The organism is Brevundimonas bullata, from assembly GCF_003350205.1.
Lineage (GTDB): Bacteria > Pseudomonadota > Alphaproteobacteria > Caulobacterales > Caulobacteraceae > Brevundimonas > Brevundimonas bullata.
Window position 1 is genome coordinate 1 of sequence record NZ_QLLC01000016.1, and the last position, 19,159, is coordinate 19,159.

The 19,159-nt window shown below is 68.4% G+C and carries 23 protein-coding genes; 17 read left to right on the forward strand and 6 right to left on the reverse strand.

The genetic code is table 11. The annotated features are described in order from the left end of the window. The first annotated feature begins 223 nt into the window (after positions 1–223). Positions 224–1,018 carry an anti-anti sigma factor/receiver protein PhyR gene (gene phyR, locus DXK21_RS09230; RefSeq protein WP_114817494.1) on the forward strand — a complete coding sequence of 265 codons (795 nt, stop codon included), beginning with the start codon at positions 224–226 and terminating at the stop codon, positions 1,016–1,018. Positions 1,019–1,079: 61 nt separating this feature from the next. On the opposite strand, the gene DXK21_RS09235 is transcribed toward phyR, so the two are convergent. Beyond that, a complete protein-coding gene (locus DXK21_RS09235; protein ID WP_114817495.1) occupies positions 1,080–1,379 on the reverse strand; it encodes a hypothetical protein in 300 nt (99 codons plus the stop codon). 314 nt (positions 1,380–1,693) lie between these two features. Between DXK21_RS09235 and DXK21_RS09240 the strand changes: the two genes are divergently transcribed. Further along, positions 1,694–2,716 carry an NADP-dependent oxidoreductase gene (locus DXK21_RS09240; RefSeq protein WP_114817496.1) on the forward strand — a complete coding sequence of 341 codons (1,023 nt, stop codon included), beginning with the start codon at positions 1,694–1,696 and terminating at the stop codon, positions 2,714–2,716. Between the two features lie 13 nt (positions 2,717–2,729). Further along, a complete protein-coding gene (locus DXK21_RS09245; protein WP_114817497.1) occupies positions 2,730–3,137 on the forward strand; it encodes a MaoC family dehydratase in 408 nt (135 codons plus the stop codon). Positions 3,138–3,270: 133 nt separating this feature from the next. On the opposite strand, the gene DXK21_RS09250 is transcribed toward DXK21_RS09245, so the two are convergent. Beyond that, entirely contained in the window at positions 3,271–4,065 is a 795-nt protein-coding gene (locus tag DXK21_RS09250) for a SapC family protein (protein WP_114817498.1), read from the reverse strand. A 158-nt stretch (positions 4,066–4,223) separates the two neighbouring features. On the opposite strand from DXK21_RS09250, the gene DXK21_RS09255 reads away from it, so the two are divergent. The 3 genes from DXK21_RS09255 to DXK21_RS09265 all read left to right on the forward strand — a co-directional run bounded on the left by DXK21_RS09255 (position 4,224) and on the right by DXK21_RS09265 (position 6,096). Beyond that, the gene (locus tag DXK21_RS09255) at positions 4,224–4,718 is read left to right on the forward strand and encodes a Fur family transcriptional regulator (protein WP_114817499.1); all 495 of its coding nucleotides are present in this window, start codon (positions 4,224–4,226) and stop codon (positions 4,716–4,718) included. 2 nt (positions 4,719–4,720) lie between these two features. Then, positions 4,721–5,611: an alpha/beta fold hydrolase gene (locus DXK21_RS09260; protein WP_114817560.1), complete on the forward strand. Its 891-nt coding sequence runs from the start codon at positions 4,721–4,723 to the stop codon at positions 5,609–5,611. A 68-nt stretch (positions 5,612–5,679) separates the two neighbouring features. Beyond that, positions 5,680–6,096, forward strand: coding sequence for a hypothetical protein (locus DXK21_RS09265; protein ID WP_114817500.1), 417 nt, complete (start codon positions 5,680–5,682; stop codon positions 6,094–6,096). A gap of 4 nt (positions 6,097–6,100) precedes the next feature. Here DXK21_RS09265 and DXK21_RS09270 read toward each other — a convergent pair whose 3' ends face one another. Together DXK21_RS09270 and secA are read right to left on the reverse strand one after the other, a co-directional pair. Next, positions 6,101–7,264, reverse strand: coding sequence for an aminotransferase class V-fold PLP-dependent enzyme (locus tag DXK21_RS09270; protein WP_114817501.1), 1,164 nt, complete (start codon positions 7,262–7,264; stop codon positions 6,101–6,103). Between the two features lie 223 nt (positions 7,265–7,487). Continuing rightward, positions 7,488–10,340, reverse strand: a complete 2,853-nt coding sequence (gene secA, locus DXK21_RS09275) for a preprotein translocase subunit SecA (RefSeq protein WP_114817502.1) — start codon at positions 10,338–10,340, stop codon at positions 7,488–7,490. A 275-nt stretch (positions 10,341–10,615) separates the two neighbouring features. On the opposite strand from secA, the gene DXK21_RS09280 reads away from it, so the two are divergent. Genes DXK21_RS09280 through DXK21_RS09295 form a run of 4 tightly spaced genes read left to right on the forward strand, consistent with a single transcriptional unit; the run spans position 10,616 to position 13,596 of the window. Continuing rightward, the gene (locus tag DXK21_RS09280; protein ID WP_114817503.1) at positions 10,616–11,599 is read left to right on the forward strand and encodes a peptidylprolyl isomerase; all 984 of its coding nucleotides are present in this window, start codon (positions 10,616–10,618) and stop codon (positions 11,597–11,599) included. Then, on the forward strand, positions 11,596–12,969 hold the full coding sequence (gene argJ / locus DXK21_RS09285; protein WP_114817504.1) for a bifunctional glutamate N-acetyltransferase/amino-acid acetyltransferase ArgJ: 1,374 nt from the start codon (positions 11,596–11,598) through the stop codon (positions 12,967–12,969). Before DXK21_RS09280 ends, argJ begins: the two co-directional genes overlap by 4 nt. Then, positions 12,966–13,391: a (deoxy)nucleoside triphosphate pyrophosphohydrolase gene (locus DXK21_RS09290; protein WP_114817505.1), complete on the forward strand. Its 426-nt coding sequence runs from the start codon at positions 12,966–12,968 to the stop codon at positions 13,389–13,391. Before argJ ends, DXK21_RS09290 begins: the two co-directional genes overlap by 4 nt. 25 nt (positions 13,392–13,416) lie before the next feature. Beyond that, positions 13,417–13,596 (forward strand): Flp family type IVb pilin, encoded by a 180-nt coding sequence (locus DXK21_RS09295; RefSeq protein ID WP_114817506.1) that lies wholly within the window; start codon positions 13,417–13,419, stop codon positions 13,594–13,596. Between the two features lie 7 nt (positions 13,597–13,603). Here the strand turns inward: DXK21_RS09295 and DXK21_RS09300 are convergent, their stop codons facing one another. Then, a complete protein-coding gene (locus DXK21_RS09300) occupies positions 13,604–14,491 on the reverse strand; it encodes a methyltransferase domain-containing protein (RefSeq protein ID WP_114817507.1) in 888 nt (295 codons plus the stop codon). Between DXK21_RS09300 and DXK21_RS09305 the strand changes: the two genes are divergently transcribed. Genes DXK21_RS09305 through DXK21_RS09335 form a run of 7 tightly spaced genes read left to right on the forward strand, consistent with a single transcriptional unit; the run spans position 14,490 to position 18,700 of the window. Then, the gene (locus DXK21_RS09305) at positions 14,490–15,296 is read left to right on the forward strand and encodes a ComFC family protein (RefSeq protein WP_114817508.1); all 807 of its coding nucleotides are present in this window, start codon (positions 14,490–14,492) and stop codon (positions 15,294–15,296) included. The two genes, DXK21_RS09300 and DXK21_RS09305, sit on opposite strands and share 2 nt — an antisense overlap. A gap of 30 nt (positions 15,297–15,326) precedes the next feature. Then, complete coding sequence (gene grxC / locus DXK21_RS09310; protein WP_114817509.1) at positions 15,327–15,584, forward strand: glutaredoxin 3; 258 nt, start codon at positions 15,327–15,329, stop codon at positions 15,582–15,584. Further along, complete coding sequence (locus DXK21_RS09315; RefSeq protein ID WP_114817510.1) at positions 15,584–16,423, forward strand: carbon-nitrogen hydrolase family protein; 840 nt, start codon at positions 15,584–15,586, stop codon at positions 16,421–16,423. Before grxC ends, DXK21_RS09315 begins: the two co-directional genes overlap by 1 nt. A gap of 10 nt (positions 16,424–16,433) precedes the next feature. Further along, positions 16,434–16,865: a DUF1178 family protein gene (locus DXK21_RS09320; protein ID WP_114817511.1), complete on the forward strand. Its 432-nt coding sequence runs from the start codon at positions 16,434–16,436 to the stop codon at positions 16,863–16,865. 6 nt (positions 16,866–16,871) lie between these two features. Next, positions 16,872–17,681 (forward strand): AraC family transcriptional regulator, encoded by an 810-nt coding sequence (locus DXK21_RS09325; RefSeq protein ID WP_114817512.1) that lies wholly within the window; start codon positions 16,872–16,874, stop codon positions 17,679–17,681. 42 nt (positions 17,682–17,723) lie between these two features. Next, positions 17,724–18,197, forward strand: coding sequence for a DUF6265 family protein (locus DXK21_RS09330; protein ID WP_114817561.1), 474 nt, complete (start codon positions 17,724–17,726; stop codon positions 18,195–18,197). Then, positions 18,152–18,700, forward strand: coding sequence for a GNAT family N-acetyltransferase (locus tag DXK21_RS09335; protein WP_114817513.1), 549 nt, complete (start codon positions 18,152–18,154; stop codon positions 18,698–18,700). Before DXK21_RS09330 ends, DXK21_RS09335 begins: the two co-directional genes overlap by 46 nt. Here DXK21_RS09335 and DXK21_RS09340 read toward each other — a convergent pair. After that, positions 18,687–19,145 (reverse strand): AAA family ATPase, encoded by a 459-nt coding sequence (locus DXK21_RS09340; protein ID WP_281269030.1) that lies wholly within the window; start codon positions 19,143–19,145, stop codon positions 18,687–18,689. The two genes, DXK21_RS09335 and DXK21_RS09340, sit on opposite strands and share 14 nt — an antisense overlap. Positions 19,146–19,159 lie beyond the last annotated feature (14 nt).

A 19,159-nucleotide genomic window follows, 5' to 3' on the forward strand; every position in this document is an offset into this window, starting at 1 on the left:
AGCCTTGAATCAGTCATCTGGTGATTTGGGAATCCACTTTGTCCACACTACCTAGAGAAGTCGTTCATAGAAGCCGAAAACGCCGCTTCACCCCAAGAGTTCCTAGGCTTGTGTGTTTTTATGCTCAAGCTTGTGTTTCGTGCGTGGAACCCTTGCGCGCTATGGGCGTTTTGACGGACTGGCGCGTCCTCAGATCGGGGACGCCGACTGTCGGGGAATTTGTATGAGTCTACTGGCCAGACTGGCGCCGCATCTGCCCTATGTCCGCCGCTATGCGCGCGCGCTGACCGGCGATCAGATCACGGGCGACAACTATGTGCGCGTGGCGCTGGAGGCGCTGGCCGCCGGCGAGCGGCAGCTGCCCACCGATATGACGCCGCGGGTGGCGCTCTATCATGTCTTCCACGCCATCTGGTCGTCGACCGGCGCCCAGCTGGAGGACGTCAGCGATCTGGAAGCGGGCGACGACGCCGCGCGCCGCCTGATGCGGATTGCGCCGCGCTCGCGACAGGCCTTCCTGCTGACCGCCTTGGAAGGCTTTACGCCTTCGGAAGCGGCGCAGATCCTGGGCGTTGACCCGCGCACGGTCGAACGCCTGATCGCCGAGGCTCAAACGGACATCGACGCCGAACTGGCCACCGACGTCCTGATCATCGAGGACGAAGCCATCATCTCGGCCGATATCGAGAGCCTGGTGCGGGAACTGGGCCATAAGGTCACCGGCACCGCCACCACGCATGACGAGGCTGTGGACGCCGTGACCAGGCACCGTCCGGGTCTGGTCCTGGCCGACATCCAGCTGGCTGACGGCTCGTCGGGCATCGACGCGGTCAAGGACATCCTGAAACGCTTCGACGTGCCGGTCATCTTCATCACCGCCTTCCCCGAGCGTCTTCTCACGGGTGAACGGCCAGAGCCGACCTTCCTGATCACCAAGCCCTTCCAGCCGGAAACGGTGAAGGCGGCGATCAGCCAGGCGCTGTTCTTCCATCCGTCGCGTCAGAAACAGGCCGCCTGACCCTTCGACGCTGACGACCTATCGGCCCCGACAGTTCGCTGTCGGGGCCTTTTCGTGTTGCCTAGGTCGCGGGCGGGCTGGCGGTCGCCGCAGGGGCCGGGGCAGGGGCAGGCGCCGCGCTGGGGGCGTCAAAAGCGGCGGAATCCTCGCGGGTGCCTCCGGCGTCGGCATTGACCGTCTGGAAGCCGCTATTGCTCAGCAGCCACATGCCCAGCAGCAGGACCGCTGCCGCCCCGGCGGAGACGATCAGCAGCCACAGAATACGCACCCCGCCACGGCCCTGACGGACATACTGGGCTTCGATCGGCGCATGGTGTTCGACAGCGTCGGCGGAATGGGAATGGGGGTCCTGATGGGTCATCGCGGTCTCCGTGGCGGCCCGTTCGGTTGTTCGGCCTAATGGCTTAGCAACGCGGCGCAAGGCGCCGTCGTTCCGGCGGGCGGGCCGCTCCATCGCTGATGGAACCCAAATCCGGCGCTGTCGTTATGCCAGTGCGGAGGCGACAAAGCCCCCCCGACTTGACCGGCTCGCCGGTCCGTCGCCTCCGCTCCTCATTCTCGATGATGCCACCTCAAGCGGACCCGAAACGGTCCGCTTTTTCTTTGGAAGCCTCTCGACAGGGGCTGTGCATCCGCCACTATGAGTTCTCAAAGAAAACGCATTGGAGACGCGCCATGAGCCTTCGCAATCGTCAGTGGGTTCTTCGTCAGAGGCCGCAGGGCCTGATCCAGGACGGCGACCTTGAGCTGATTGAGACGCCGGTGCCGGACCTCAAGGACTCTGAGGTTCTGGTTCGCACCATCTACCTGTCGCTGGACCCGACCAACCGCACCTGGATGAACGACAGCCAGGGCTATCTGCCGCCCGTCGGTCTGGGCGAGGTCATGCGCGGCCTGACCCTGGGCGTGGTCGAGCAGTCGAAGTCCGAACGCTTCAAGGAAGGCGACATCGTCACGCCTCTGTCGGGCGGCTGGGCCGATTATGCGGTCGTGCATGAACAGGGTCTGCGTCCGGTGCATCGCGCGCCCGGCATGCCGCTGACCGCCAATCTGTCGGTGCTGGGCATGACCGGCCTGACCGCCTATTTCGGCGTCACCGACGTGCTGAAGGCCAAGGCGGGCGAGACCCTGGTGATCTCGGCGGCGGCGGGGGCCGTCGGCTCCATCGCCGGACAGGTGGCCAAGCAGCGCGGCGCCCACGTCATCGGCATCGCCGGCGGACCGGACAAGTGCCGCTGGCTGACCGAGGAGCTCGGCTTCGACGCCGCCATCGACTACAAGAACGAGGACGTCGGCGAGGCCCTGGATCGTCTGGCCCCCAACGGCGTCGACCTGAATTTCGAGAACGTCGGCGGCGACATCATGATCGCGGTGTGGAACCGGCTGAACGTCCATGCCCGCATGGCCGTCTGCGGCCTGATCTCGTCCTACAACGCCACGCGGATGCCGCCCTCGCCGAACTTCAGCCGCATCATCACCCATCGCCTGAACGTCCAGGGCTTCCTGGTGCTGGACTACGCCCCGCGCGCCCGGGAGATGGTCGAGGAGATGGGCCCCTGGCTGGCTGACGGCCGGATCAAGTGGAAGGTCCATGTCGATGACGGCCTGGAAGGGGCGGTCACATCCTTGAACCGCTTGTTCACCGGCGACCATGACGGCAAGCTGCTGGTCCGGGTCTCGGAAGAGCCCGCCGCCTGAGGAGCCTGACGGGATGACCGAGCCGCTGCACGTCCATTTCGAGGATCTCGAGGTCGGTCAGGTCATCCCCCTGGGCGCCTGCGCGGTGGACGCGGGGGCGCTGGACGTCTTCGCCGAACGCTTCGCGCCGGGCTGGGACGTGGCCTACGGCGCGCCCGACGCCCTCGTCTACGCCCTGTGGAGCCGGCTCTCGGCGGAAAAGTCCGGTCATTGGGCCGGGACCAAGACCCTGGCCATCGACGGCCTGCGCTTCCTACGCAATCCGCCGCCGGGCGAACTGCTGCGCGGCCGGCTGACCATCATGGGCAAGGACCCGGTCGGCGACGAAAAGGGCATCGTCATCGCCCAGCAGGACCTGCTGGACGAGGCCGGTCGGCTGGTCTTTTCCTGCCTGACCCGCGCCCTGGTCGCCCGGCGCTAAAACACGGCCCAAGAAAAGCCCCGCTGTCGCCAGCGGGGCTTTTCATCTTTGGCTTCAACCGGGCCTCGCGGTAGGCCCCCCAAAGAAGGCCTCAAGCAGCGCGAATGCGCGATAGGCCCCTAAAAGAACGCCTTTAGGCGTTCGCCGCAACCGGCGTCGCGGCGGCGCGGGCGAAGGCCATGGCGATCAGACGGTCCCAGCCGAGCAGCGACACCAGGTGGGCGTAGATCTGGCCCAGGGCGCCGTTGTCGCGCAGTTCGGCCAGCTTCTCGACCGGCAGGGCCTTCAGCTTGTCTTCCGAGACGGCGTAGTATTCGGCCAGCTTCTGCACTTGACCGGCCGAGCCGTCGGCGTTGCGCGGGGTGAAGTTGGCTTCACGCGTTTCGAACAGGTCCAGATCCGTCAGCAGCTTGACGAAGGATTCGGTGCGCAGACGCTCCTGCTCGAAGTTGTTGCAGAACTCCATCGCATTGTTGACGTAGGCGCTGGGCTGGCCGTTCTCGAACAGCGGGGTTTCACCGCCTTCGCTGACGAAGGGGGCGGCGCGGTCGATGCACAGGATCATGCGCTTTTCGACGTCGTCGTTGGCGAAGACGAAGGGATAGCGGCGCACATAGGCCGGCAGGTAGGCCTCGGGGCGCACGTCGCCGTTGGCTTCGATGAACAGGTTCTCGCCCTGGCGCAGGCCCATGGCCGCGACCGGCTGCTTCTGATCACCGACGAAGATGACCGGGTAGGACAGGGCGGCGGGCGCGAACTCGGTCACGGTCAGCGGCACGATGTTGGTCTGGGCGACGAAGGCATAGGGCTTGTCAGCGGGCGTCACGCCCAGCTTGCCGTGCACGTCGGCCGACAGCGGCTCCGGCTGGGTGTAGAAAAGGACGGTGCCGGACAGCGGGCCGGACGATTGGGTCGTGGTGTCGGTCATGATTTGTCGGATCGGCTCTGAACAGAAAGGTCGAGCCTTCTAGCCTATGGTCGGACGCGCCGCAAACGCGTTGGTTCGACGAACGCGGGGCCGCGACGGCGGGGTGTGCGGCGGCGCACCCGGTTGCAGTGCGGCGGCGGAGCCCTTAGCTGTGAGGCATGGGCCTTGCTTGCGATCACGATCATTCCGACAGCCGACCCGGTCCCGCCGAGGTCGAGCAGGCCATTGTCTCGGTCGAGGCCCGCTGCGCCGCCGAGGGCGAGCGCATGACGGCTCCGCGCCGTCGCGTGCTGGAATTGCTGCTGGCGGCGGGCGAGCCGGTCAAGGCCTATGACCTGATCGCGCGCTACGGTCTGGACGGCCAGGCCGCCAAGCCGCCGACCGTCTATCGCGCCCTGGAGTTTCTGGAACGTCGGGGCGTGGTCCACCGCATCGCCTCCATCAGCGCCTATGTCGCCTGCACCGCCGCCGCCGGGGACGCCCCGGCCCACGCCGCGGCCTTCCTGATCTGCGACTGCTGCGGCGCGACCGAAGAGGTCGCCGTGGCGGGCGGCGACGCCTTCGCCGATGCCGCCAACGCCGCCGGCTACGCCATCGAACGCACCACCATCGAAGGGCACGGCCGTTGCCCGGCCTGTCGTATCGCGGCCTGACGATGGACGCCGCCGCCCTGTCGCCGCCGCGTCGCCTGACCGTTCCCATCCGCAACCGCTGGGGCGACGGCGACATGGCCGTGCTGGACTTCGGCGATCCCAAGCGCCCGGTCGACCTGGTCTTTGTCCACGCCAACGGCTTCAACGCCGCCACCTATCGCACCCTGCTGCAGCCGCTTGGCGGGTCGCTGCGCATCTGGGCCCCCGACCTGCGCGGTCACGGCCGCAGCCGTCTGCCGGCGGTGGTCGAGGGACGGCGCTGCTGGGGCGATCATCGTGATGATCTGGCCGCCTTGCTCGACGCGATCGACGGGCCGCCGGTGGTGATGGCGGGCCATTCGCTCGGCGGCGCCAGCGCCCTTCTGGCCGCCGCCGAACGGCCCGAGCGGGTGTCCGGTCTGGTGATGATGGACCCCGTCGTCTGGCCCCGCCCCATGGCCTTCGCCCTGAACCTGCCTGTGGTCGGACGGGTGGCGGCGAACAATCCGATGGTGCGCGGGGCGTTGAAGCGCCGCGCCCTGTTCGACAGTCGCGAGCAGGCGCTGAACGCCTATCGCGGGCGCGGCGCCTTCCAGGGTTGGCCGGACATGGTGCTGGCCGACTATCTGTCCGACGGCCTGATCGAGACCGATCAGGGGCTGGTCCTGACCTGCGCGCCGACGTGGGAGGCGTCCAACTACGGCGCCCAGGCCAATGATCCCTGGGGCGCGATGAAGCGGCTGGGGCGGCCCGTGCGCATCCTGAAGGCCGAGACCGGCACCACCTGCGCCGTGTCCGCCGCGCCGAGAGGGCTGTCCCACGTGTCGGTCGAGACCGTGGCCGGGGGGACGCATTTCTTCCCCATGCTGAAACCCGACATCGCCCGCGATGCCCTGTTCGACGCCGCTGTCTGAGGTGTGATAGCCGACGGCGGCTCGCGGGGTGGCTCGGTCCATCGGTTCGATGTTAGGCCTAGGGCCTCATGAGTTCGCCCGCCGCCAATGATCTGAACCGCATCCTGCTGGGCTCGGCCATCGGCGCGGGGATCGGCCTTCTGCTGTTGGCGCTCGGCGTGGCCATCCTGTGGACCGCCGCCGATCAGCGCCTGACTGAACCCGCGCCGCCGCTTCCAGAGGCGTCGGAAGCGCCCGCGCCGACGGCGGAGGCCATGACCTATCCGGCCCTGCCGCCCGCGCCGCCGGTCCCCGCGCCCCTTCCGGTTGAACCGCCTCAGGCCGCCCGACCCTCGCTGTGGGGCTCGATCTTCGACACGGACGACGAGGCGGCACCGACGCCGCGCGCCGATCCGCCCGCGCCCGCCGCCCGCCCTGCGACGCGTCCCGCCACGCCCCGCCGCGCGCCCGAGCCGCAGCGCCAGGAAGACAGTCTCTTCTTCTAGGCCGTCAGGTCAGGCGGGCGCAGGCATGGATCAACCGCTCCACGTCCTCCTCGGATTGATACAGGCCGAAGCCGAAGCGGATGACGTCGTCGCGCACGTCCGTGACCACGTTCATGTGTTGCAGATCGGCCTTCCAGCGCGCGGCCTCGTCCGAGCGCAGGGCCAGGAAGCGGGCGCGCGGCGCCTCGCCCTCGACCGGATTGAGGATTTCGGCCTGCGACAAAGCCCCGGCCTCGCCGGCCTCGACCGCCGCCTGGAACCGGGCCTGATGCCCGCGCGCATGGGCGGCGACGTCGGCGGTGGTCAGGCCCTGCTCCTCCAGCATCCGGCGCACGGCGTTGAGGCGGTACAGCGCGCTGACGTCGAAGGTGGCGCCCCAGAAACGCCCGCCGTCGGTGCGGTACTGCACCCCGCCGGGCGGGCCTTCCAGATGGCCGAACTCGGCGAACCAGCCGGTGATGACCGGACGCGGACAGAAGCCGGGCGGGGAATGCAGGAAGCAGGCGCCTTCGCCCGCCATGGCGTATTTGTAGCCGCCCGCCAGATAGAAGACCCTGTCCGCCACCGCCGACAGGTCGGTCGGCATGGCCATGAAGCCGTGATAGCCGTCGATGACCACCCAGGGCCCCGCCGGATCGGCCAGTTCGGCCAGTTCAGCCAGGGCGTCGAACACCTGGCCAGTGCGGAAGAAGACCTGGCTGACCAGGATCAGGTCATGGCCGCCCGCCCGCGCAGCCGCCACGAAGCGCTCGGCGAAGGTGGCGAAGGGCTGCAGCGGCACGCGCGTGACCACGGCCTCGCCGGCCTCTTCCCAGCGTTCCGACTGGCGGCGGAAAGAGTGAAACTCGCCGTCGGTGGACAGGATGCGCACCGGCTTTGTCTCCACGCCCGAGACGATGCGCAACAGGATGTCGTGGGTGTTGGGCGCAAAGATCAGGCTGTCGGGCGAGGGCAGGTTCAGCTCCTTCGCCACGTGCGTCTGCGCCTCGGGAATGACCTCGCCGAAGATCAGGTCCCACTTGCGGTCGGCGAAGCGGTTGGCCTCGGCCCAGGCCTGCACCTGGGCGTCGAAACTGGCGTCGGGCCACAGGTGATGGCTGTGGGCGGCGAAATGCAGCCGCTCGGGATCGAGACCCAGGGCGCGCGAGAAGAGGGCTTTGTAGCTCATGGGGCGAAGCTAGCGGGCGGAGGGGGCGGCGTCACCTGTCGTTCCTCCGTCATCCCGGGGCCGCGTAGCGGAACCCGGGACCCAGGCGTGAGCGACTGCACAGGTGGCGGATCGTTCAGGCGTCTGGGTCCCGGATCGACCTTTCAGGTCGTTCGGGATGATGGCGGTGGAGGAGAGAGCAAAGAAAAAGGCGGGCCGCTTTCGCAAACCCGCCTCATTATTTCTAGATCAAACTACCGTGGCAGTGCTTGAACTTGCGGCCCGAGCCGCAGGGGCAGTCGGCGTTGCGGCTGGTGCGTTCCCAGCCGAGGGGCAGGGCCTCGACCGGCAGTTTGGAGCGGTCGTCGCCGGTCAGCATGCCTTCCGGGTTCTGGGCCGACGGATTGGCCATTTCGTTCTCGCCGGTGCCGGGGTTCAGGTGGATTTCCTGGAACTCGGGCATCTCCATGGCGGGCGGAGCCTCGAAGCGGAACTCGACCGTCATCAGCCAGCGGGTGACGTTGTGGCGCAGGTCGTGCAGCAGCGTCTCGAACAGGTTGAAGGCTTCGGTCTTGTATTCGTTCAGCGGGTCGCGCTGGCCGTAACCGCGCAGGCCGATGACGCCGCGCAGGTGGTCCAGATGGACCAGATGCTCACGCCACTGCATGTCGATCATCTGCAGCATGAACTGCTTTTCCAGACCGCGGGTCTGGTCGGCGCCGATCATTTCCAGACGCTCGGCGGCGCGGGCTTCGGCGGCGGCCATCAGCCGCTCTTCGATTTCCTCGTTCGAGACGCCTTCTTCGGCGGCCCATTCCTTCAGCGGCAGTTCCAGGCCGAGGGTCGACCGGACCTTCTCGTCCAGACCGTCCATGTCCCACTGCTCGGCATAGGCCTTGGGCGGCATATAGCGTTCGACCAGGTCGTTGATCACGTCGCTGCGGAAGTCGGCCACCAGTTCGGACAGGTCCGTGGCGTCCATGAACTCCTGGCGCTGTTCGAACACGGCCTTGCGCTGGTCGTTCACGACGTCATCGTACTTCAGCACGTTCTTGCGCATGTCGTAGTTGCGGGCTTCGACGCGCTTCTGGGCGGTTTCGACGGCGCGGTTCAGCCAGGGGTGGCTGATGGCCTCGCCCTCGGCCACGCCGAAGGACTTCATGATCGAGTCCAGACGGTCGCCGGCGAAGATGCGCAGCAGGTCGTCCTCGCACGACAGATAGAATTTCGAGGTGCCGGGGTCGCCCTGACGGCCGGTGCGGCCGCGCAGCTGGTTGTCGATGCGGCGGCTTTCGTGGCGTTCGGTGCCCAGCACGAACAGACCGCCGGCGGCCAGGGCCGTCTGACGATGGACCGCGATCTCGGCCTTGTACTCGGCTTCCTTGGCGGCCAGGGCCTCGGGCGTGACCTCGATGGCCATGTTGCGCTGTTCCTGGGTCCAGCGCTGGATGCGCATCTCCAGGTTGCCGCCCAGCTGAATGTCGGTGCCGCGACCGGCCATGTTGGTGGCGATGGTCACCGCGCCGGGCAGACCGGCGTCGGCGACGATATAGGCTTCCTGCTCGTGCTGACGCGCATTCAGGACGTTGTGCGGAATGCCGCGGCCGGAGACATAGGTGATGTCATAGGCGTCGTCGCCGACCTTCTGCGCTTCCTTCTCGCGGCCGGCGTATTCGGCCTTGAGGGTGCGGCCGGTCTCGACCTTGTACTCATAGGTCTTCAGGACCTCGGACAGTTCCTCGGACTTTTCGATCGAGACGGTGCCGACCAGGATGGGCTGGCCCTTGACGTGGCACTCGGCGATCTGGGCGGCGATGGCCGCGTTCTTTTCCCTGAAGGTGCGATAGACCTCGTCGTCATAGTCCTTGCGCAGGACCGGACGGTTGGTCGGCACTTCCAGGACGTCCATCTTGTAGATGTCGAGGAATTCCTGGGCCTCGGTCGCCGCCGTGCCGGTCATGCCGGACAGCTTTTCGTAGAGGCGGAAGTAGTTCTGGATCGTCACCGAGGCCAGGGTCTGGTTCTCGGGCATGATCTTGACGTCTTCCTTGGCCTCGATGGCCTGGTGAAGACCTTCGGACAGGCGACGGCCCGTCATCATGCGGCCGGTGTATTCGTCGATCAGGACGATCTCGCCGCCCTTGATGATGTAGTCCTTGTCGCGCGTGTACAGGGTGTTGGCGCGCAGGGCCTGGTTGACGTGGTGGACCAGGCTGACATTGGCCGGGTCATAAAGATCGGTGGTGTCCTCGGCGAAGTGACCGCCGGCCTCCAGCATCTCCTCGATGCGCTCCGAACCCAGCTCGGTCAGCAGGGCCTGGCGCTGCTTTTCGTCGAGGTCGTAGGTGGCCTTGTCGACGATCAGATCCTTCACGATCGCGTCGACGATCTTGTAGAGGTCCGAACGGTCCTCGGTCGGGCCCGAGATGATCAACGGCGTGCGCGCCTCGTCGATCAGGATGGAGTCGACCTCATCGACGATGGCGAAGTGGTGGCTGCGCTGCACCATCTCGCGACGGTCATAGACCAGGTTGTCGCGCAGGTAGTCGAAGCCGAATTCGTTGTTGGTGCCGTAGGTGATGTCGGCGTTGTAGGCCGCCTGACGCTGGCCCTGCGACAGGCCGTTGACGATCACGCCGACCTCAAGACCGAGGAAGCGATAGACCTTGCCCATGGTCTCGGCGTCGCGGCGCGCCAGATAGTCGTTGACGGTGATGACGTGGACGCCCTTGCCCGCCAGGGCGTTCAGATAGACCGGGGCCACGGCCACCAGGGTCTTGCCTTCGCCGGTCCGCATTTCGGCGATGCCGCCTTCATGCAGGATCATGCCGCCGGCCAGCTGGACGTCGTACTGACGCTGGCCCAGGACCCGCTTGGACGCCTCGCGCACCACGGCGAAGGCTTCATTCTGGATCTTGTCCAGGCTGTCGCCGGCCTCGATCCGGTCCTTGAAGGTCTGCGTCATCATCCGCAGTTCGTCGTCCGAGAAGGCCTCGAACTTGGATTCCAGGGCGTTGATCTTCTGCGCCTGGGCCTGGAAGGCCTTGACCTTGCGGTCGTTGGAGGAGCCGAGGATTTTCTTGGCGAAGCCGAGCATGGGCGATCCGGTAAAGGCGGTCGAGCGGCTGAAGGCTCTGAAACAGGAAGCGTCTTGATCTAGAAGGCCCGGATCGACGACGGTCCCGGCGACCCTCGAAATACGAGGTGTGCGCAGGGGCCGCACAGACGATCGAAAACCCCTCGACTTGGGCGCAGTCGGGACTTAAGCACCGCCCTAACCCCTGTCAACGCGAGGGGCTTTCAAGGGCTTGCGGCGACCGGCCTCCAGCCCCTGTTTTCCGTCCTGTTTTCCGCCCCCGTCCGGAGCGCCTGATGCGAGTTTCGCGTCCCTCCTTCCGAACCGTCCTGCCTCTGCTGGCCTCGGTGCTGGCGGCGATGACGCTGACGGCCGCCTGCGGGCGCGGCGGTGCGGAAACGCCGCCCGAAAAGGATGACCTGGTCGTCGCCCGCGTTCAGGACCGTTCGGTCTGGGCCTCGGACGTGCGCCGCGAGGCGGTGGCCCAGGGTCTGGTCGGCGAAGGCGAGCCGCTGGACGTCAAGTCCGAACTGTTCCGCCGCGTGCTGGACGAGGTGGTCGATCAGAAGCTTCTGGCCGCCGAGGCCCGTCGTCGCGGCCTGGACAAGGACGCCGCCGCCCAGCGCCGGCTGGAGGCCGTGCACGAACGCATCCTCGGCGACATGCTGGTCGAATCCGTCGTCAGCGGCGCCGTGTCCGACCAGGCGGTCGAGCGCCTCTATCAGGAGCAGCAGCGCCGGGCGCAGACGAGCGAAGAGGTCCGCGTCCGCCTGATCCTGTCGCATACGAAAGAACAGGCCGACGCCGTAGTCGGCGTTCTGGGCCAGGGCGCCGCCTTCGAAGCCGTGGCCGCCCAGCGCTCGGTCGACGACGCCACCCGCTATTCCGGCGGCGACCTGGGCTATTCCACGCTGGACGTCCTGCCTGACGCCTACGCCGCCGCCGTGCGCGGCCAGGCGCCGGGCGCCGTTGTCGGTCCGGTGCAGGGCGAGGGCGGCTGGGCCGTGCTGCGCATCGAGGACCGCCGTCTGGAAACCCCGCCGACCCTGGATCAGGCCCGCCCTCTCATCGTCCGCTATCTGACCTATGAGGGCGTGCGCCAGCTGCTGGAGCAGCTGCGCGGCAAGGCCCAGGTCGAAGTCTTCCTCAATCCCGCCAAACCGGCGGCGCAACCGACCGCCCAGCCTGCGCCTGCCCAACCTGCGCCTGCCCAACCTGCGCCGGCCAAGCCTGCGCCCGTCTCTCCCGCCGCCCCTCCCGCCGGAACCGTCGCCTCATGAACCGTCCGCCCGCCAAATCCGGTTCGACCGGCCAGATGATCGAGTCCGCCATCGAAAAGGCGCTGGACCCGCTGGCCTCGGCCCTGAAGCGCGCCACCCAGCCGTCCAAGCCGGCGCCCGGCAAGCCGGGCCTGATGATCTCGCCCCTGGCCGTGCCCTTCCCGGCCATTCCGCCGATCAGGGGCGTCGAAATCGCCACCGCCCGCGCCGGTTTCTACAAGCACGAGCGCGACGACCTGGTGGTCTTCCACTTCCCCGAGGGCGCCGCCTGCGCCGGCGTCTTCACCCGTCACAAGGTCGGCTCGGCCCCCGTTGACTGGTGCAAGCGCCAGCTGGAGGCCGACAGGGGCGGCGGCGAGGGGGTCAAGGCCCTGGTCGTCAACGCCGGCTGCGCCAACGCCTTCACCGGCAAGGCCGGGGCCGACGCGGCCCGCCGCACCGCGGCAGAGGTCGCCAAGCGCTTCGATTGCCGCCAGCGCGACGTCATGCTGGCCTCGACCGGCGTCATCGGCGTGGTGCTGGACGAGACGAAGATCACCGCCCGGCTGCCCGACATCAAGGCCGGTCTGAAGGTCGACAACTGGACTCAGGCCGGTCTGGGCATCATGACCACGGACACCTTCCCCAAGGGCTCCTACGCGGAATGTGAGATCGACGGCGTCAAGGTCAGGATCGCCGGCATCGCCAAGGGCTCGGGCATGATCGCGCCGGACATGGCCACCATGCTGGCCTTCATCGTCACCGACGCCGACATCGCCCCGCCGGTGCTGAAGGCCCTGCTGAACCTGCACGTCCGCACCACCTTCAACTCGGTGACGGTGGACGGCGACACCTCGACCAACGATACGGCCCTGCTGTTCGCCACCGGCGCCTCGGGCGCGCCGCGCATCGGCCGGGTCGGCGACCGTCGCCTGAAGGACTTCTCGGCGGCTCTGGACCGGGTCATGCTCGATCTGGCCCACCAACTGGTCAAGGACGGCGAGGGCGCGACCAAGTTCGTCCGCATCACCGTGGACGGCGCCGCCAGCCCCGCCTCGGCCCGCAAGCTGGCCAAGTCGATCGCCGACAGCCCCCTGGTCAAGACCGCCATCGCCGGCGAGGACGCCAACTGGGGCCGCATCGTCATGGCCGTCGGCAAGACGGAAGAAGCCGTGGATCGCGACCGTCTGGCCATCCATTTCGGCCCCCATGTCGCCGCCGTCGACGGCGCCCCGTCGCCGACTTACGACGAGGCCCAGATGAGCGCCTATATGAAGAACGCGGAGATCGACATCACCGTCCACGTCGGCTCGGGCCGCGCCTCGGCCACTGTCTGGACCTGTGACCTGACCAAACGCTACATCGAGATCAATGGGGACTATCGCTCGTGAGCGAGGCCGCCCCCGTTCCGACTGTCCCCACCGTCCTCGTTGTCGCCGTCGCCCTGATCGACCCCGACGGCCGCGTCCTGATCGCCAAGCGTCCCGAGGGCAAACAGCTGGCGGGCCTGTGGGAGTTTCCGGGCGGCAAGGTCGAGCCGGGCGAGCGGCCTGAACAGGCCCTGATCCGCGAGCTGAAGGAAGAGCTGGGCATCGACGTGAACGAGGCCTGCCTGGCCCCCTTCGTGTTTACCAGTCACGCTTACGAATCCTTTCACTTGTTGATGCCACTCTACCTGTGCCGGCGTTGGTCCGGCGTGGTCACTGCGCGTGAACATGCGGGCTTGGCCTGGGTGAAGCCGAACAAGCTCTCGGACTATCCCATGCCGCCGGCCGACGAACCCCTGGTCGCCTGGTTGCGCGACCTGCTCTGATCAGCCGCCGCGGGAGGGGGCCAGGATGCGACGCTTCATCGGCCAACTCCATCGCGATGACAGCGGCGCCACCGCCATCGAATACGGCCTGATCTGCGGACTGATCTGCCTGGTCATCATCGGCGCCATGGGCGCCTTCGGCGCCGAGTCGAACGCCATGTATCGGAAGATCACCGACGCGATCGACGGCGCCATCAACGGCTGATCCGGGCTCAGTCCTCGCCCCTCTGTTCCCTGACGCCGAGCGCGTCGGCCAGTCGCGTTTTGGCCGAGCCGCGCCGCGCCGGCTGTTGCTGGCTCTCGTGCGGGGCCCAGCCGGCCAGATGCACCATTTCAAACGTCGCCGGGATGCGCCCGTCCGCCTCGGCGTGGCGCTCGGCATAGAGCTGGGCGGCGCGCGCCAGCACCGCGCGGCTCAAGGGCCGGATAGGCCCGGCCAGGACATTGGTCTCGCCCATGGCGCGCAGGTCGCGCATCAGGGCGAAGGGATCAGCATAGCGCACCGTCACCCGATCCACGTCTGTCACCGGCAGGGCGAACCCGGCGCGCTGCAACAGGGCCGCGCCGTCGAATCCATCGGCAAAGGGCGAAATCCGCGCCTGAGCCCCGCCGTTCACCTCCAGCTCGGCCTCGGTCAGCGCCCCGCGCAGCTCCTTCAGCGTCGCCGCGCCGAACAGGCTGGCGACGAACAGGCCGTCCGGCTTCAGCGCGCGCCGGATCTGGCTCAGCGCCCCCGGCAGGTCGTTGGCCCAGTGCAGGCCCAGCAGGTTGACGATCAGGTCGGCTGAACCGTCCTCCAGCCCTAGCGGCCCCGCCCCCGGCGCGGCGCGCTCAGACGTCGTGCCCACGGCGCGGACCTCGCCGACGCGATCCCTCGCCACGCTGTCGGCCACCGCGCGAGCGAAGACGCCAGGGTGCGGCGACAGGTCGACGGGCGTGTGAAACTCGCGCAGGATCACCTCCAGACTGTTCACCGCATTCTCGGCGGCGCGCAGGTGCAGGAAGTCGGCGTCGGGGAAACGTCGGGCTGCGCGGCTCAGGCGCGCGGCGCGGCGGGCGGCGTCGAAGATGATCGGGGGACCGGAGGAGGGGGCGCTCATGTCCGTTCAGGATGGGGGCTGGCGTGCCGAAATGAAAGACGGCGCCGCCCGTATATCGCTGGGCGCGCGTGGAATGGCGCGCGGTCTGCTCGACCTGCTGCTACCGCCCATGGCCCACGACAGCCGCGAGGCCACGGCCTCGGCGGGCCTGTCGCCCGACGCCTGGAGCCGGGTGGTGTTTCTGGAGGCGCCCGTCTGCGACGGCTGCGGCGCGGCGTTTGAGTATGACGGCGGCGACTTCGCCTCCGACCGCTGCCTGGCCTGTCAGGTCCAGCCCTACGCCTTCGCCCGCGCCCGCGCGGCCTGCGTCTATGACGAGGCCTCGCGCGGCCTGATCCTCAAGTTCAAGCATGGCGATCAGCAGCAGTTCGCCCCCCTGTTCGCCCGCTGGATCGCGCGTTCCGGCGCGGACGTCCTGGCCGAGGCCGACGCCGTGCTCCCGGTTCCCCTGCATCGCAGCCGCCTTCTGGCCCGGCGCTTCAATCAGGCCGCCGAGATCGCCCGGCCTCTGGCCCGCACCGCCGGACTCGACTACCTGCCTGACGCCCTGATCCGGTCCACGCCCACCGACACTCAGGGCGGCAAGTCGGCGCGCGGGCGGCGCCTGAACGTCAAATCCGCCTTCGCCGTCACCGAGGCCGGGCGTCGCCGGATCAAGGGGCGGCGCATCCTTCTGATCGACGATGTCCTGACCACGGGGGCCACCGCCGAGGCCTGCGCCCGCGTCCTTTTGTCCGCCGGAGCCCGCGCGGTGGACCTGGCTGTCATCGCGAGGGTGCGAACCGCGCGCGAACCGCCTAAGTAGGGCGCTGATCTGAGTTAAGGAGACTCTGCGTTGGCCGAAGTCGTCATCTACACCAAGCCCGGTTGCCCCTATTGCACCGCCGCCATGGCTCTGTTGAAGCGCAAGGGCGTCGACTTCACTGAAATTGTCGCCTCGCGCGATCCCGAGATCAAGGCCGAGATGGTCGCCCGTGCGAACGGCAAGTCGACCTTCCCGCAGATCTTTGTCGGCGACAAACACGTGGGCGGCTCCGACGACATCCACGCCCTGGACGCGCGCGGCGGTCTCGACCCCCTGCTGGCGGCCTGATGGACCAGCGGCTCGACATCGCGCTGATTCAGACGCGGACGCCGGCGACGGCGGACGCAGGGCTGGCCCATGTCGAGCCGCTGATCCGCGAAGCGGCGGCGGGCGGGGCGCAACTGATCCTGACGCCCGAGGGGACCAACTTCCTCGAACAGCGCCGGGGTCTGCGTGACGCGGCCCTGTCGAGCGAGGAGGCCGACGCCGCCGTCCTCGGGCTGCGCGCTCTGGCCGGCGAACTGGGCGTCTGGCTGCTGATCGGCTCGGTCCTCGTGCGCTCGGATGCGCCCGGCGACGACCGCGCCGCCAACCGTTCCCTGCTGGTCGATCCGTCGGGGGCGGTGGTCGCTCGCTACGACAAGCTGCACGTCTTCGACGTCGATCTGCCGGGGGGCGAGACCTATCGCGAGAGCGCCTCGGTCCGGCCCGGCATGGGCGCGACGGTAGCCGAGACCCCCTGGGGCCGGCTGGGCTTCAGCATCTGCTACGACGTGCGCTTCCCGCATCTGTACCGCGCCCTGGCCAAGACCGGCGCGGCGATGATCGCCGTCCCCGCCGCCTTCACCCGTCCGACCGGCGAGGCCCACTGGGAGACCCTGCTGCGCGCCCGCGCCATCGAGACCGGCGCCTTCGTCCTGGCCCCGGCCCAGGGCGGCGCCCATGAGGACGGCCGCCAGACCTGGGGCCGCTCCACCATTGTCGGCCCCTGGGGCGAGATCATCGCCAAGGCCGACCATGACGACCCGTGCGTCGTCGCCGCGACCCTGGACCTGAGCGCCGTCCAGCGCGCACGACAGGCGGTCCCCTCCCTGCTGCACGACCGCGATTTCGACTGGCCGCAATGATCGGGCCGTCATGATCCGCTACGCCCTGGCCTGCGACCACGACCACGGCTTCGAGGCCTGGTTCGCCTCCTCCTCCGACTATGACGATCAGGCCGCGCGCGGTCTGGTCGAATGCCCCTTCTGCGGCTCGACCGAGGTGCGCAAGCAGGTGATGGCTCCGGCCGTGGCGGGTACGAAGAAGGCCGCGCCCGCGCCGGACATGGCGAAGATGCAGGCCATGATGATGCAGGCGGCGCGCGAGGTGCGCGAGCACGTCGAGCAGAATTTCGACTATGTCGGCGACGCCTTCGCCCGCGAGGCCCGCGACATTCACGAAGGCCGTTCCGAGAAGCGCGAAATCTACGGCGAGGCCACCCCTGCCGACATCAAGAAGCTGAAGGACGACGGCGTGCCCTGCGCCGCCCTGCCCAGCCTGCCGCCCGATCCGAAGAAGGCCAACTGAAGCCACATGGGGGAGGGGGAGAGATACGAAGAGTTCGCGCCGCCCCAGGCCTTGCGCCCCTTCGTGCGCCTCCTGTGGACCTATGCGGCGCCCGCGCCCACCGGCGGGGTCCAGCGCATCGCCCCCGACGGCTGCCCCGAACTGGTGATCGACCTGGCCGCGCCCTACGAGGAAGAGGGCGAGCACGGCGTCTTCCGGCCCCAGCCTTCCGTCATCTTCGCCGGGCAGCTGACCCGCCCCATGGCGATCCGGCCCGTCGGCGCCGTGGAGATCGTCGCCGCCAAGTTCGAGCCGGACGGGGCGCGGGCGTTTCTCGGACGCCCCCTGATCGAGGCGACGGACCTGCGGCTGGACCTCACGGCGTTGTTGCGCGGTTTCACGGCGCCGTCCGGCGACCCGGCGGGGCAGGCGGCGGCCCTGGCCTACTGTCTGGAGACCCTGCGTCGCGCCGGCGACTGGCGCATCGACCCCGCCGTCCGGGCCGAGGTCGCCGCCGTCGAACGCGAGGAGCAGGGGCCGTCTTTGTCGTCCGCCGACCGCCGCGCCCTGCAACGCCGCTTCCGCGACCGGGTCGGCGTGGCCCCGCGCACCCTGCGCTCGGTGTTCCGTTTCCGCCGCATCTTCGACCATGCGCTGGGCCAGGACGCCGACGCCGCCTCCTGGCTGGAGGCCGGTCTGGCGGCGGGCTATTTCGACCAGCCCCAGATGGCGCGCGACTTCCGCCGCTTCCTCGGCTGCACCGCCACCGAATGGGCGCGCGAGCAGATGGAGCTGGCCCGCCAGCTCGCGTCGCAATCCTACAAGCCGCAAGGCTGAGGTCGGCCTAGGCTTCTGGTCGAAACGAGGAGGGAGACCTTGATGTCGCTGCTGACCGCCCTGATGACCGCCGCCCTGTTGCAGGCTCCGGCAACCGCGCCCGACCTGTCCTGGCTGGCTGGCTACTGGCTGGACTGTTCCGACGGACGCGAGGCCTCCGAGACCTGGAGCGACCCGCGCCTGGGACTGGTCGTCGGTTCCGCCGTGACTGTGCGCAATGGCCGCAGCGGCTTCGAATCCGCCCATATCGGCCCCATGCCTGATGGTGGGCCAGAGGGCGGTCTGGCCTATTTCGCCCGGCCCGAGGGCGCGTCCGCCGTGCCCTTCCGCCTGATCGAAAGCGGGCCTCAGCGGGCGGTTTTCGCCAACCCCGCCAACGACTTTCCGCACCGCATCATCTATCAACGCACGGGGGATGTGCTGGCCGCCCGCATCGAAGGGGCGGATGACGATGAGACCCGGAGTGCGGAATGGACATTCAACAAGGCGCCGCTGAACGCGCGCTGCCCGACCTGACAAAGGGGGGGCTAATCTGGCGGCCGATGACGCCCGACGATATCGACGGCGTCGTCGGCGTCGCCCGCCTGTCCTTCCCCGACCATTTCGAGGCGCGCGAGTGCTTCGCCGAGCGTCAGCAACTGGCGCCCGAGGGCTGCTTCGTCCTGTCCGACGACGCCGGAACCGTCATGGGCTATCTGATGGCCTATCCGTGGACGCGCAACGCCGCTCCGCCGCTGGACAGCCTGATCGGCGCGGTCCCGGACGACGCCGAGGTCATCTATCTGCACGACCTGGCCGTCCACCCCGACACGCGCGGCGGCGGCTACACCCGGCCCATCGTCGAGCGTCTGGCGGAACAGTCGAAGGCGGCGGGCTGGAAAGAGATCGCCCTGGTCGCCGTCAACGAGGCTGCCGCCTTCTGGGAACGCAACGGCTTCGTGGTCCAGAACCCGCCCGGCATGGCCGAGAAACTGGCCAGCTACGGCGCCGACGCCCGCTACATGATCAGGACGCTCTGATCGTCTCCAGCATAAAGGCGATACGCTCGGCGACGGACGCCTTCGGCAACTCGATCAGCTCATAGCCGAAACGCGGATAGACTTCGGTCATGGCGTCAAAAGTGCGCTGCGCCTCGTCCAGGTCCTGTCTGCGCTCGGCGTCCTGAGCGAATATCTCGGGCCAGACCGGGGCGATGAAGACGCTCCGGTCATAGCGCACCTCGCGCGCAGCCCGCTCGACATGGGCCGGGATCGGCAGGCCGCACAGGCTCAGGTAGCCGACCACGTCGGGTGTGCCCCGGTCGAAGAAGACCGGCCCCGCCGCGCCCTCGAACCGGGCGTAGGCCTCAAGTTCGCAGTCCAGCATCAACTCCGCGAACAGGGCGCGGTCGCGCCAGGGCAGGGCCTGTCCGCCGATGGCTTGCTGGCGGCGGACAGGCCCTGCCCGCCTCGGGCGAGGTCGCATAGCCCGCCGCCGCC